The sequence below is a fragment of the Mycobacterium venezuelense genome, from assembly GCF_054919535.1.
In genome coordinates this window covers 17,806-31,050 of record NZ_JBONDW010000005.1, presented here as the reverse complement: position 1 = coordinate 31,050, position 13,245 = coordinate 17,806, and the positions used below count along the sequence as shown (strand labels likewise).

At 67.0% G+C, this 13,245-nt stretch carries 12 protein-coding genes; 3 read left to right on the top strand and 9 right to left on the bottom strand.

All coding sequences use genetic code 11. The features are described from left to right. Window positions 1–3 precede the first annotated feature (3 nt). Window positions 4–651 carry a TetR/AcrR family transcriptional regulator gene (locus ACRCUN_RS09465; RefSeq protein ID WP_462141382.1) on the bottom strand — a complete coding sequence of 216 codons (648 nt, stop codon included), beginning with the start codon at window positions 649–651 and terminating at the stop codon, window positions 4–6. An 89-nt stretch (window positions 652–740) separates the two neighbouring features. On the opposite strand from ACRCUN_RS09465, the gene ACRCUN_RS09460 reads away from it, so the two are divergent. Next, window positions 741–2,402 (top strand): SLC13 family permease, encoded by a 1,662-nt coding sequence (locus ACRCUN_RS09460; RefSeq protein WP_462141381.1) that lies wholly within the window; start codon window positions 741–743, stop codon window positions 2,400–2,402. A 31-nt stretch (window positions 2,403–2,433) separates the two neighbouring features. On the opposite strand, the gene whiA is transcribed toward ACRCUN_RS09460, so the two are convergent. From whiA to uvrC, 4 genes are all read right to left on the bottom strand, one after another. Beyond that, the gene (whiA, locus tag ACRCUN_RS09455; protein ID WP_462141380.1) at window positions 2,434–3,411 is read right to left on the bottom strand and encodes a DNA-binding protein WhiA; all 978 of its coding nucleotides are present in this window, start codon (window positions 3,409–3,411) and stop codon (window positions 2,434–2,436) included. Then, on the bottom strand, window positions 3,408–4,469 hold the full coding sequence (yvcK, locus tag ACRCUN_RS09450) for a uridine diphosphate-N-acetylglucosamine-binding protein YvcK (protein WP_462141379.1): 1,062 nt from the start codon (window positions 4,467–4,469) through the stop codon (window positions 3,408–3,410). Before yvcK ends, whiA begins: the two co-directional genes overlap by 4 nt. Before the next feature lie 73 nt (window positions 4,470–4,542). Further along, entirely contained in the window at window positions 4,543–5,427 is an 885-nt protein-coding gene (gene rapZ / locus ACRCUN_RS09445) for an RNase adapter RapZ (protein ID WP_462141685.1), read from the bottom strand. A 70-nt stretch (window positions 5,428–5,497) separates the two neighbouring features. Beyond that, window positions 5,498–7,600, bottom strand: coding sequence for an excinuclease ABC subunit UvrC (uvrC, locus tag ACRCUN_RS09440; protein WP_462141378.1), 2,103 nt, complete (start codon window positions 7,598–7,600; stop codon window positions 5,498–5,500). Between the two features lie 50 nt (window positions 7,601–7,650). Here uvrC and ACRCUN_RS09435 point away from each other — a divergent pair, with 50 nt between their 5' ends. Both ACRCUN_RS09435 and ACRCUN_RS09430 read left to right on the top strand, forming a co-directional pair. Next, window positions 7,651–9,660, top strand: coding sequence for a gamma-glutamyltransferase family protein (locus ACRCUN_RS09435; RefSeq protein WP_462141377.1), 2,010 nt, complete (start codon window positions 7,651–7,653; stop codon window positions 9,658–9,660). Between the two features lie 11 nt (window positions 9,661–9,671). Beyond that, a complete protein-coding gene (locus ACRCUN_RS09430) occupies window positions 9,672–10,139 on the top strand; it encodes a GNAT family N-acetyltransferase (protein ID WP_462141376.1) in 468 nt (155 codons plus the stop codon). Here the strand turns inward: ACRCUN_RS09430 and ACRCUN_RS09425 are convergent. The 4 genes from ACRCUN_RS09425 to ACRCUN_RS09410 form a co-directional block, all read right to left on the bottom strand. After that, window positions 10,132–10,584, bottom strand: coding sequence for a PH domain-containing protein (locus tag ACRCUN_RS09425; protein WP_462141684.1), 453 nt, complete (start codon window positions 10,582–10,584; stop codon window positions 10,132–10,134). The two genes, ACRCUN_RS09430 and ACRCUN_RS09425, sit on opposite strands and share 8 nt — an antisense overlap. An 8-nt stretch (window positions 10,585–10,592) precedes the next feature. Further along, window positions 10,593–11,075, bottom strand: a complete 483-nt coding sequence (gene ribH / locus ACRCUN_RS09420; protein ID WP_462141375.1) for a 6,7-dimethyl-8-ribityllumazine synthase — start codon at window positions 11,073–11,075, stop codon at window positions 10,593–10,595. Window positions 11,076–11,123: 48 nt separating this feature from the next. Next, window positions 11,124–12,449, bottom strand: a complete 1,326-nt coding sequence (locus ACRCUN_RS09415; RefSeq protein ID WP_067845179.1) for a bifunctional 3,4-dihydroxy-2-butanone-4-phosphate synthase/GTP cyclohydrolase II — start codon at window positions 12,447–12,449, stop codon at window positions 11,124–11,126. Window positions 12,450–12,547: 98 nt separating this feature from the next. Continuing rightward, window positions 12,548–13,147, bottom strand: a complete 600-nt coding sequence (locus ACRCUN_RS09410) for a riboflavin synthase (protein ID WP_462141374.1) — start codon at window positions 13,145–13,147, stop codon at window positions 12,548–12,550. Window positions 13,148–13,245 lie beyond the last annotated feature (98 nt).

The window sequence follows — 13,245 nt, the reverse complement described above, 5'->3', positions numbered from 1 at the left end:
CGACTATCCCCGCCCCGCCGAGACCTTGGGCATCCCCGCGATCTGCCAGGCCAGAGCCTGCCCGAAGAGTTCCTCGGGCACCCGGTCCGGGTCGATACGGCGTTGTCTGATCAGCCCCTGGAAAAGCGCAAGCACGACGACCGCGAACGCATCCGGTGAGACACTGTCGTCAACGTTGTTGCGCTCCAATGCTTCCGCGACGATGTCGCGCACCGATGCGAGAGTTCGAGCCGAACGATCCACCAGGATCTGCATGGCGTCCGGGTTACGCACGGCCTGCAGCCAGAACTCAGACTGGATCGCCTCGAACTCGATGTCCTTGTCGGCGATCTCGATCAGCATCCGCCCGAGCGCCCGCAACGGCTCTCCGGTTTCCCGCCTGCCTTCGGCGAGCGTGTCCACCACCCGGTCGATGCGGCCGGCTGCGCGCTCGGCCATCAACTCGGAGAACAGTTGCTCCTTGCCGGAGAAGTTCGAATAGACCGCGCCCACGGAGAACCCGGCGGCCGCCGCGATCTCATCGACCGACGCCGCGGCATAGCCCTTGCGGGCGAAGGTGCGGGCCGCCGCATCGAGCAGCAACGCGCGGGTGCGGGCCTGGTTCTCGGCGCGGGTCAGCCGCCGAGGCTTCGGATCTTCGTCGTGAGCCATATTCAGATAGTAACCGTTATTCCGATATCGATCGTTATGAGAATGCTGTGAGTCGGCGTGGCTGTCGGCACTGCCCGAGAATGCGGTACATGGCATTCGTCGCTGCGGTGATCGTCGTCCTCACACTGATCGTGATGACAACCGGCCGGGCTCCGGCAGTCCTGGCCCTGACATGCGCACTGGTCGCCGCGGGGCTGCTGGGGATCGCCACGCCCACTGAGCTTTTCGGAGGACTGAGCAACGCGGGCGTCATCACCATCGCCGCGATGCTGGTGATCGCCAAAGGCGTCCTGCACACCGGGGTCGTGTCCAGGGTGACCTATCGCCTACTCACCGGTGTCCGTACGCCCGGCCACGCGCTACGCCGTCTCATCCCGCCAGTCGGGTTCGTCTCGGCGCTCATCAACACCACGCCGATCGTCGCGATGCTCATCCCGGCCGCCAAAGAGCTACAACAACAATCGGGTGTGCCGGCGCGCGGCGTGCTGCTGCCGATCGCCCACGCGACCACCCTCGCGGGCTCCGCGACGCTCATCGGCACCAGTTCCAATCTGCTCATCGCCGCGCTCGCCGCACCCGCAGGCGTCGAACTGTCGATGTTCTCGTTCGTCCCGGTAGCAGTGCCCGTCGCGCTCGTCGGCTGGGTCGTGTTGCTCCTGACTGCGCCGCGGATGCTGCGTGGCACATCGGAGGTCGCCGCGCGCGACCTGTCGTGGCATGCCGAGATCCCTGTCTCCGCACGCGCCATCGCGGTCGGCAGGACCGCTGCCGAATTGGGTATCCACACCACCGCCGAGTTCGCGCTACAGGAGGTGCTCCGATGGGGCGAGCCCGTCGGTGCGGATTCCGTGCTGGAAGTCGACGACGTCCTGGTGTACCGGGCCACCGAGTCGGGTGTCCGGATGCTGTGGGGCAGCCCACGATTCGGCCTCTCCCCCCAACGGCTCTATCTGGTCGCGGTCGCCGACAACGAGCAGGCCACGGTGCGCGAGCTCGAGGAGAACGAGGACATCGTGGTGGTCGCGGCTCAGACCGGTAAACGGCTGCGCGACGCCCCGGCCGAGCCTGGCGCACTCTGCCTGGTCACGGCCGGCTCCGCCGATGTCCTCGCGGACAGTCCCCTGGTCGCATTGTGGCGGCAGGCCACCGGCAAAGCTCCACAGACCGGCAAGACCTGGACAGCCCTCGGCATTCTCGCCGCAGTCATCCTGGCGGGTTCGTTCGGGATCGCCCCGGTCGAACTCGTTGCGGTCGCCGGTGCGGTGCTGATGGTTCTCACCGGCGTGCTGACACCGAGATCGGCGGTGCGGGCGCTCAATTGGAACATCCTCGCGATCATCGCCGGCTCCATCGGACTCGGCGTCATCGTCGTCAACAGTGGCCTGGGCGGCTACATCTCGGCGGCGATCCTGGAGCTGTCCGGCGACAGCACCGCGCTGATAGTCCTTGTAATCGCGGTCGGCACCACGATCCTGACGAACGTCGTCACCAACGCCGCCGCCGCGTCGATCCTCACCCCGGTTGTTCTGACGATCGCGGACAGTACCGGACTCGACCCGGTACTGCTGCTGATCACGGTCGGCACCTGCATCTCGTTCACATTCCTCAACCCGTTCAGCCACCAGTCCAACCTCATGGTGATGAAGCCGGGCGGTTATTCGACGGCGACCTTCATGCGCTTCGGCATCCCGCTCACGATCGTGTCGCTGGCCACCGTGTTCGGTGTTGGCTGGGCACTGCTGTCCGTGTGATGCGCTGGCGCGCTTGATATTCCGCCCGGAGTTAGGCGTCGTCGAGCAGATCCGGTGTCACGGCGGACTCGGTATCGGGAATACCGTCCTGCTTGGCTTTACGGTCGGCCATCGACAACAGCCTCCTGATACGGCCCGCCACAGCGTCTTTCGTCATGGGCGGATCGGCGAGCCGGCCGAGCTCCTCGAGCGAGGCCTGCCGATGCTCGACGCGTAACTTGCCCGCCGCCGCCAGATGATCGGGCACCGTGTCGCCGAGAATCTCCAGCGCCCGCTCCACCCGCGCCGCCGCGGCCACCGCGGCGCGCGCGGAGCGGCGCAGGTTGGCGTCGTCGAAGTTGGCCAATCGATTGGCCGTCGCCCGGACCTCGCGGCGCATGCGCCGTTCCTCCCAGGTCAACCGCGTGTCCTGGGCACCCATTCGCGTCAGCAATGCGCCGATCGCCTCGCCGTCACGCACCACGACCCGGTCGCTGCCCCGGACTTCGCGGGCCTTCGCACTGACGCCGAGCCGGCGCGCGGCACCCACCAGCGCCAACGCCGCCTCCGGCCCGGGGCAACTGACCTCAAGCGCCGATGAACGCCCCGGCTCGGTGAGCGAGCCATGGGCCAGGAACGCACCCCGCCACGCGGCCTCGGCATCCCCGACGCTTCCACCGACCACTTGGGCGGGCAGCCCGCGTACCGGCCGGCCACGCAGATCGAGCAGACCGGTCTGGCGCGCGAGCGCCTCACCGTCATTGGCCACTCGGACCACGTACCGCGTGCTCTTGCGAATACCGCTGGCGGACAACACATGGACGACCGCGTTGTAGCCGTAGAGGTCGTAGATGTCCTTGCGGAGCCGGCGCGCGATGATGCCGAGGTCGACCTCGGCTTCCACGACCACCCGGCCTGCGACGATGTGCAACCCTCCGGCAAAGCGCAACAGGGACGCCACCTCGGCCCGGCGCGCACTGACCGAGTTGACCACGAGGCGGCTCAGCTCGTCCTTCACCTCGGCTGTCATCGCCACGGCTCGTCCCCTCTCGATCTGTTCGGTGCCGGTTCCTGACGTGAGACGTCGACCGACCTGGCGGCGGGCGTGGGAACAATCGGCTCCTGCACAGTCCGGCCGGGCGCCATTGCTCGCAACCGGACCCCCTCCAGAGCCGCGGCCAACTTCGCCGGGTCATGTAAAGGTGTACCAGGTCTAGACACGTCAGCAAACTCGACTCGGGCCTCCAGAATGTTGGCCGTGCGGCTGAGCTGCTCGCGCTCGCGGTCGCTGGGCACTCGGCTGGCGTCGACGATGATGTCATGCACCGCGAAATCGGGGGCGTGCTGCGCCAACACGTGAATGTGACGCTCGGCCGAGAACCCGGCGGTCTCGCCGGGCTCGGCAGCCAGGTTGAGCACGAGCGCGCGGCGGGCCGTCGTCGCCCGCAACGCCGCCGCCAACTGCGGCACCAGTACGTGAGGAATGACACTGGTGAACCACGAGCCCGGCCCGAGCACCACCAGATCGGCCGCCATGATCGCCTCGACGGCCTGCCGAGTGGCCGGCGGGTCGCCCGGCAACAGCCGCACCCGGCGCACCTTGCCCACCGTCGTCGCAATCGCCACCTGACCGCGGATCACGCGGCTCATCCGCGGATCGGCCTCGAGGCCGGCGACATCGGCCTCGATCTGCAGCGCGATCGGACACATCGGCAGCACCCGGCCCTTGACCCCGAGGATTCGCCCCAGCTCGTCGAGCGCGGCGACCGGGTCGGCCAACACCTCGTTGAGGCCCGCGAGTATCAGGTTGCCGATCGGATGGCCGGCCAGCGCGCCACTCCCGCCGAACCGGTGCTGGATGATGGTGGCCCACAGGCGGCCGTGCGGACTGTCAGATGCCAACGCGGCCAAGGCCATTCGCAGATCGCCCGGTGGGACGATGTCGAGTTCGCTGCGTAGCCGCCCCGACGAGCCGCCGTCGTCGGCGACGGTCACCACCGCGGTCACGTGTGGGGTGAGGCGCCGGGCCGCCGACAATGTGGCGTAGAGCCCGTGGCCGCCGCCCAGCGCGACAATGCGTGGGCTCATTGCTCGCCTCCCACGCGCTCCGGTCCTCGCTCGTACCTCGCTGCGATCCTCACGCGCGCTCGGCTTCGGGGCGTCATTCGCGGCCCAGATCCCGATGCAACGCCCGCACCGTGAGTCCTTCGCCGCCCTGTAACCGCTCCGCCAGTGCTTCGGCGATCGCAACGCTGCGATGTTTACCGCCGGTGCAGCCGATGGCGACGGTCATATAGCGCTTCCCTTCCCGGCGGTAACCCGCGATCACAACGTCCAACAGCCGATGGTAGGTGTCGAGAAAATCCCTGGCGCCCGGCTGACCGAGCACGTAGTCACGCACGTCGGGATGTTGACCGGTGTGCGGGCGCAGTTCGTCGACCCAGTGCGGGTTGGGCAGGAACCGCACGTCCATCACGGTGTCGGCGTCCATCGGAAGGCCGTACTTGTAGCCGAACGACTCCACCGTCACGTTCGTGTAGGCGACCGTCTCGCCGCCGAAGGCACGCTCGATGCTCTCCCGCAGCGCAGGCACGGAAAGCTTCGACGTGTCGATCACCAAGTCGGCCCCGGCCCGCACCGGCGCCAGCATCGCCCGCTCGGCGGCAATCCCCTCAGCCAACGTTTGGTTGCCTTGCAGCGGGTGACTGCGCCGGTTCTGCTCGTACCGACGCACCAGGATGTCGTCGGAAGCCTCCAGGAAGAGAACGCGCGGCGTGATGTTGCGCGTCGCCAGATCGTGGCGCACCCAGTCCAGGTCGCCGGTGAACCCGCGGGAGCGCACATCCATGACGACCGCCAGCTGGGTGATTCGCGACCCCGCTGCAAGCCCGAGCTCGACCATCCGCGCGATCAACTCGGGAGGCAGATTGTCCGCGACATACCAACCCAGGTCCTCCAACACCTTTGCCGCGGTGCCGCGCCCGGCACCCGACAATCCGGTCACCAGAACGACGTCGATTCCCGATTCCTCGTCACCTTCGGCGATACCGCCTTCGGGACCGTTCTCGTGAAAGTCCCCGCTCACGTGCGATCGGCCCCCGGCTTCACGCTGACGTTCATATGCGGTCCGCCTGTTGCTCACGCTCGTTCATCCCCGACCCCGTCATCACCCTGCTTCGATCATCCTCGATAACGATTGCGGGCGCGTCCGAATTCGACTCACCATTCACGTCGGCATCCGCCCCCGGATCCTGCGTGCCGCCCTCTTCCTGAGTCTGCGGCTCACCGCCCTGGTCACTCGGCGGCCCGCCGAGCGCTTCGAGGACGGCTCGTGCAGTGGCCACGCCGATGCCAGGCACCGCGGTGATCTCCTCCACTGTGGCCTCCTTGAGTCGGGCAACCGAACCGAAATGCGTCACCAACGCCTTCCGGCGATGCTCGCCGAGCCCGCGAACCGAATCGAGCGCCGACGCCGTCATGCGCTTGGATCGCTTGCTGCGGTGGTAGCTGATGGCGAACCGGTGCGCCTCGTCGCGTACCCGCTGCAGCAGATACAGACCTTCACTGTTGCGCGGGAAAATCACCGGATCCGGCTCAGAGGGTACCCACACTTCCTCCAGCCGCTTCGCCAGACCGATCACCGCCACGTCATCGACTCCGAGTTCGTCGAGCACCGCGGCCGCCGCGTTGACCTGTGGAGCACCGCCATCCACCACGAACAGATTGGGCGGATAGGCGAACCGTCTCGGGCGTTGCTCGCCACCGGCGTCCGGCTGCGTATCGGTCACATGACGCAAAAAGCGGCGCCGGGTCACCTCGGCGATCGAGGCGACATCGTCGGACCGCCCGTTGCCTGCGGCCTCACGGATCGCGTAGTGACGGTAGTCAGATTTACGGGGCAGTCCGTCCTCGAATACGACGAGCGAGGCCACCACGTCGGTTCCCTGCACATGGCTGATGTCCACACACTCGATTCGCAGCGGCGCGTCGGCCAACCCGAGTGTGTCTTGAATGCTCTGCAGCGCTTCCGATCTCGCGTTGAAATCGCCGGCCCGCCGGAGCTTGTGCTGCGCGAGCGCCTCGTGCGCGTTGCGCTGCACGGTCTCAGCGAGAGCCCGCTTGTCACCGCGCACGGGCACTCGCACGCTCACCCGCGAACCACGCAGCTCCGATAGCCAGGTGGCCAACTCGTCGACATTGGGCGGCAACACCGGAACCAGCACCTGCCGCGGTACCGGATTCGTGGCCTCATCGGCTGCACCACCCAGTTCGGCCTGCTCGCCGTAGAACTGGGTGAGGAACTGCTCGACCAACTGATCCTGCCCGGATTGCTCCGGGTCTCCGGACTTTTCGACGATCCAGCCGCGCTGACCGCGAACCCGGCCACCCCGCACGTGGAACACCTGAACCGCGGCCTCGAGCTCGTCGTCGGCGAACGCCACCACGTCGGCGTCGGTGCCGTCGCCGAACACCACGGCCTGCTTCTCAAGTGCCCGTTTCAACGCCGAGATGTCGTCGCGCAGCCGCGCCGCCCGCTCGAAATCCAGCTCCTCGGCGGCGGCGGCCATCTGCTGCTCCAGATCCCTGGCAAGCCGGTCGGTCTTACCGGCAAGGAAGTCGCAGAAGTCCTCGACGATCTTGCGGTGCTCTTCCGCGGTGACCCGGCCGACGCACGGCGCCGAACACTTGTCGATGTAGCCGAGCAGGCAGGGGCGGTCGATCTGCTTGTGACGCTTGAACACTCCAGCCGAGCAGGTTCGAGCCGGGAACACCCGGGTGAGCAGGTCGAGCGTCTCCCGGATGGCCCAGGCGTGTGAGTAGGGCCCGAAATACCGGACACCTTTACGGCGCGGCCCCCGGTACACCATGAGCCGTGGGTATTCCTCGTTGAGGGTGACCGCGAGCACCGGATACGACTTGTCGTCGCGATAGCGGATGTTGAAGCGCGGATCGAACTCTTTGATCCAGTTGTACTCAAGCTGCAGCGCTTCGACTTCGGTGTTGACCACCGTCCACTCGACGCTGCCCGCGGTCATGACCATCTGCCGGGTGCGCGGGGCCAGGCCGGCAAGATCGGCGAAGTACGACGTCAACCTGCTGCGGAGGCTCTTGGCCTTGCCGACGTAGATCACCCGGCCATGCGGATCCCGGAACCGGTAGACCCCCGGCTCAACTGGTATCGACCCGGGCGCCGGCCGGTACGTCGTTGGATCGGGCACGGTTTCCAGGTTACTGCCGCGATCCGACGGAACTCCGCTACCGTCGAGGGGTGCGATTGCTGGCGTCCACACGTTCGGTCATCGCCCTGCTCAGCGGTGTCGTCCTGATCGCGGCGGGGTGCGCAGACGGCCCCGAACGGCCGGCCCGCACCGTTGCGGGCCCGTGCGAGATTGTGTCCAACGGCACACCAATGCCCAAGCCACCGGCCGCTTCACCGCCGCAGCCGGCTCCGCCTGCGGCGGTCCCCAGCCCGCCTCCGACAAGCCGTGACCTCGCCACCCAACCCGAAATCGCAACCGGCTACCGCAGCGACATGACGGCCGTACGCACCGCCAGGTACGCCGTCGCCACCGCCAATCCCCTGGCCACCGAAGCGACCTGCAAAGTGCTGCGCGACGGCGGTACCGCAGCCGACGCCCTCGTGACCGCCCAGGCCGTGCTCGGCCTGGTCGAACCACAGTCCTCAGGTATCGGCGGCGGCGGGTTCCTGCTGTACTACGACGCGGCCTCCGGTGCCGTACGCGCCTATGACGGCCGGGAGACCGCCCCCGCGGCTGCCGATGAGAACTACCTCCGCTGGATCTCCGACACCGACCGCACCGCGCCCAAGCCCGATGCGCGGGCGTCCGGCCGCTCGATCGGCGTGCCGGGCATCGTGCGGCTACTCGATGACGTACACGGTGAATTCGGCAAGAAGGCGTGGCGTGAACTGTTCGATCCAGCCGTCTCGATGGCCGACCGCGGCTTCGACGTCAGCCCGCGCCTGGCGGCCGCGATCAAAGACTCCGCTCCCCAACTCCGGCTCGATCCGGAGGCCGCGGCCTACTTCCTCGGTCCGGACGGCACCCCCAAACCGGTGGGCACCCGACTCACCAACCCGGCGTACGCGAACACCCTGGGCGCCATCGCTTCCGATGGGGCGCAAGCGTTCTACACCGGCGACATCGCGCAGGCGATCGTGGCGTCCGTCGCCGACCCGGCAGGCGGCCGCACGCCGGGCCTGCTGACCGGGCAGGACCTCCTCGCCTACACCGTCAAGCAGCGCGAACCGTTGTGCACGCCGTACCGCGGCCGCGAAATCTGCGGCATGCCACCGCCGTCGTCCGGCGGCATCGCGGTGGCCGCCACCCTCGGTGTGCTCGAACACTTCGCGATGGGCAACCACAAGCCGACCGACATGGACCTCAACGGCGGGCGCCCCACCGTCATGGGCGTCCATCTGATCTCCGAAGCAGAGCGGCTCGCCTACGCCGACCGCGACCGCTACGTCGCCGACACCGACTTCGTCCCACTGCCCGGCGGATCGCCCGAAACCCTGCTAGGGAACGCCTATCTCACCGGGCGCGCTGCGCTGATATCCGAACAGCACACCATGGGCACCGCCCAGCCCGGCAACTTCGGCGCGCCCATCACCGCCCCGCCGCAACGCGAGCACGGCACCAGTCAGGTGAGCGTCGTCGACAGCTACGGCAACGCGGCCTCGCTCACCACGACCATCGAATCGGCGTTCGGCTCATTCCATATGGTGGACGGATTCCTGCTCAACAACCAACTCACCGATTTCGCGGCCGAACCGATCAGCCCCGAAGGCACCCCGGTGCCCAACCGGGTAGAGCCGGGCAAACGGCCACGCAGCACCATGGCTCCGACGCTGATGTTCGACAAGGGACCGGCCGGGACGCCCGGATCCAGAGGCCCCCTCTATGCCGTGCTCGGCTCCCCGGGCGGTTCGGTGATCATCCAGTTTGTCGTGAAAACTGTTGTCGGCGTGGTTGACTGGGGCCTGGATCCGCAGCAGGCGGTGTCGATGGTCGACTTCGGCGCCGCCAACACGCCCAAAACCAACGTCGGCGGCGAACATCCCAACATCGACACCTCCGGTCCGCCGGGATTGCCCGGCGACCACGATCCGCTGGTGAAGGGTTTGCGCGCCCTCGGTCATGAGGTCGACCTCGCCGACCAGTCCAGCGGTCTCTCGGCGATCGTGCGCGCCGAACCGGGCTGGATCGGTGGTGCCGATCCGCGCCGCGAAGGCCTGGTGATGGGCGACCCCGCTTGATGCGCGAACCCATGACACCGCACGTGACCCGACTCACCGAGGCGGACTGGCGACTGTTCGCCATCCTCCGGCTACGTGCACTTGCCGACTCGCTGGGGGTCGAGGACCGGCATTACCGCCAGGAATCCAGATTCACTGCTGCCCAGTGGCGCCGACGACTACGCGATCACGCTCAGTTCACCGCGGCGGTCAACGGGCGAGCGGTCGGCCTCCTCGGTGCACAGCAACAGAACGCCGACACCATGTATCTGTATTCGCTGTGGGTTGATCCGGCGGCGCGCGGGTACGGCCTGGCCCACCGGCTGATCAGCGCGGCCGTGGACTGGTCACGCGGCCGAAGCGTCCAAACCGTCAAACTGCGGGTCGCGACCGACAACACGGCGGCCCGGTGCGTGTACGAGAGCCTGGGTTTCGATGTAGCCGACGCCGAACCAGCAACGGAAGCCGACGAATTGGCGATGACGCTGCGCGTCAGCTGAGGCCCGAGCGGTACTTCGCGACCAGGTTCCGGACCTGGTCCATCGCATCGACCGCACGTCCCTTGTCGATCGCCTGAATGGCCATCACCGGGATGTACTCGTCATCTGGCAGATCCACGCGGGCCCAGCGTGCGCCCCGCGGAAAAGAGACGTCGACGACGTCGTCCCACGGAATCAACCGGTAGCCGACCAGATTTCGCACCGCCACACCGGACGGTCCGACCCGCAGCCGCGGCCGGGCGAACATCAATACCACGCAGGCGATGACGGCCCCGAGCAACGCGATCGCCACTTGGTCCGCGGTACGGAAAACAACCCCGGTGGACCCCACTTTGAGCAACGCGCCCACCGAGACATGGGCCGCGAAGATGATCAATGCCGCCCCGTAGGCGAAGATCGGTGTGCGGTAGGGCCGGATCTCGACGTCCCACGTGTCTGCCGTCATGTGATCAGTCATGCGCGGGCGCGCAGCTCACGAAGTGTCAGCGCAGTCGACAACGCCGCGGCGGCCGCCTGGGCGCCCTTGTCCTCGGTCGAGGAGGGAAGCCCGGCCCGATCGAGCGCCTGCTCTTCGGTGTTGGTCGTCAACACTCCATTGGCCACCGGGGTCGACGCGTCCAGCGATACCCGGGTGAGTCCTTGGGTGACGGCATCGCACACGTAGTCGAAATGTGGCGTCTGGCCCCGGATCACCACGCCCAGCGCCACTACGGCATCATGGGTGGCCGCCAAAGCCTGTGCCACGACCGGGATTTCGATCGCACCGAGCACCCGCACGACGGTCGGCTCGGCGATACCGGCGTCGGCGGCCACCTTGCGCGCACCGTCGAGCAACGCATCGCAGATCTTCGTGTGCCACGTACTGGCCACGATCGCCAGTTTCACATTCGAGGCGTCGAGCTGCGGCAGTTCGGGAACTCCTGCGCCGCCACTCATTTGTCGTCCCCGCCGACGTCACTCATTTGTCGTCCCCGCCGACGCCACTCATTTATCCGCCACACCCTCGGCACTCGGCGGGCGGCGATCCCCCAGCAGGTACACCGCCTCGTCGTAATCGTCCATGCTCACCGCTTCGTCATAGTCGTCGAGGCCGACAAGGTCATGGCCCATGCGATCCCGCTTGGTCATGAGATAGCGGATGTTCTCCGCGTTGGCCCGCACCGGCAACGGGACCCGCTCGATGATGTGCAGGCCGTATCCATCCAATCCGACGCGCTTGGCCGGGTTGTTGGTCAGAAGCCTCATCGACCGGATACCGAGATCGACGAGGATTTGTGCGCCGATGCCGTAATCGCGTGCGTCGGCGGGCAATCCGAGCATCAGGTTCGCGTCGACGGTGTCCTCACCGGCATCCTGCAACTGGTAGGCCTGCAGTTTGTGCATCAAACCGATGCCGCGGCCCTCGTGCCCGCGCATGTAGAGCACGACGCCGCGCCCTTCGCGCGCGACCATCGCCATCGCGGCGTCCAGCTGCGGGCCGCAATCGCAGCGCCGCGATCCGAACACGTCACCGGTCAGGCATTCGGAGTGCACACGCACCAGTACGTCGTGACCGTCGCTGTTCGGCCCGGCGATCTCGCCGCGGACCAGTGCGACGTGCTCGACATCCTCGTAGATGCTCTTGTACCCGACGGCGCGGAACTCTCCGTGCCGGGTCGGGATTCGCGCCTCGGCAATGCGCTCGATGTGCTTTTCGTGCTTGCGCCGCCACTCGATGAGGTCGGCGATCGAGATCAGCGCCAAATCGTGATCGTCGGCGAATACCCGCAGCTCGTCGGTGCGCGCCATGTCGCCTTCGTCCTTCTGGCTCACGATCTCGCAGATCGCGCCGGCCGGCTGCAGACCGGCCAGGCGGGCCAGATCGACGGCGGCCTCGGTGTGGCCGGGACGCCGCAGCACCCCACCGTCCTTGGCGCGCAACGGCACTACGTGGCCGGGTTTGGTGAAGTCGTCGGCGACGGTGTCGGGGTTCGCGAGGGCACGCATCGTGGTTGCCCGGTCGGATGCCGAAATGCCGGTGCCCACATCCTTTTTGGCGTCGACGGTGACGGTGTATGCAGTGCCGTGCTTGTCCTGATTGACCGCATACATCGGCAACAGCCCGAGGCGATCGCAGATCTCGCCGTCCAGCGGCACGCACAGATAGCCCGAGGTGTAGCGCACCATGAACGCGACAAGTTCAGGAGTGGCCTTCTCGGCGGCGAAGATGAGGTCGCCCTCGTTCTCGCGGTCTTCGTCGTCGATCACAACCACGGCTTTGCCCGCCGCGATATCGGCTATCGCCCTCTCGACGGAATCGAGCCTGGTCATCTGCGCCACCTTGCCTGTTCAATGCGACGTTCCATACGTGGAACCATCGTCGTCGACTCCAGTATGAACCACCGAAATCCAGCAGTTATTGCCAGCTCTTACTGACCGGTACCGGTCATGAGCCGCTCGACGTACTTGGCGATGACGTCGACCTCGAGGTTCACCGGCGCGCCGACGTCCGCGCGTCCCACCGTGGTGAGCTCACGTGTCGTGGGGATCAGCGACACCTCGAACCAGTCGTCTCCCAGACCGGAGACGGTCAACGACACCCCGTCGACGGTGATCGAACCCTTCTCGACGACATACCTCGACAGGGCTGCAGGCAGACCGATCCGCACCACCTCCCAGTGCTCGGACGGCGTGCGCGAAATCACATGACCGGTGCCGTCGACATGGCCTTGGACGATGTGCCCGCCCAGGCGGCTGTTCACCGCCGCAGCACGTTCCAAGTTGACCCGGCCACCGACTTCGAGCTTCTGCAGGCTGGACCGGTTGAGTGTCTCGGCCATCACGTCGGCGGTGAAAACCCCGTCGGGCCGGACGTCCACGACGGTCAGGCACACGCCATTCACCGCGATCGAATCCCCATGCCGTGCGTCGGCGGTGACGATCGGCCCGCGGATGGCGAACCGCGCAGCGTCGACAAGCTCTTCCTTGTCGACAAGGACGCCCAGCTCTTCAACGATTCCGGTGAACACGTGACCAGAGTATTCAGTCGATGACCGGTTGGAGAAAGCGGCCGCGGACGTGAGGAGCGAGAATCCTCTTGGTCACGGCAAGCCTCTACGATGCAGTC

What these genes read in the sequence shown, in the direction of transcription:
- ACRCUN_RS09465 (WP_462141382.1), bottom strand. Translation starts at nt 651, where the DNA reads ATGGCTCACGACGAAGATCCGAAGCCTCGGCGGCTGACCCGCGCCGAG.
- ACRCUN_RS09460 (WP_462141381.1), top strand. Translation starts at nt 741, where the DNA reads ATGGCATTCGTCGCTGCGGTGATCGTCGTCCTCACACTGATCGTGATG.
- whiA (WP_462141380.1), bottom strand. Translation starts at nt 3,411, where the DNA reads ATGACAGCCGAGGTGAAGGACGAGCTGAGCCGCCTCGTGGTCAACTCG.
- yvcK (WP_462141379.1), bottom strand. Translation starts at nt 4,469, where the DNA reads ATGAGCCCACGCATTGTCGCGCTGGGCGGCGGCCACGGGCTCTACGCC.
- ACRCUN_RS09430 (WP_462141376.1), top strand. Translation starts at nt 9,672, where the DNA reads ATGACACCGCACGTGACCCGACTCACCGAGGCGGACTGGCGACTGTTC.
- ACRCUN_RS09425 (WP_462141684.1), bottom strand. Translation starts at nt 10,584, where the DNA reads ATGACGGCAGACACGTGGGACGTCGAGATCCGGCCCTACCGCACACCG.
- ribH (WP_462141375.1), bottom strand. Translation starts at nt 11,075, where the DNA reads ATGAGTGGCGGCGCAGGAGTTCCCGAACTGCCGCAGCTCGACGCCTCG.
- ACRCUN_RS09415 (WP_067845179.1), bottom strand. Translation starts at nt 12,449, where the DNA reads ATGACCAGGCTCGATTCCGTCGAGAGGGCGATAGCCGATATCGCGGCG.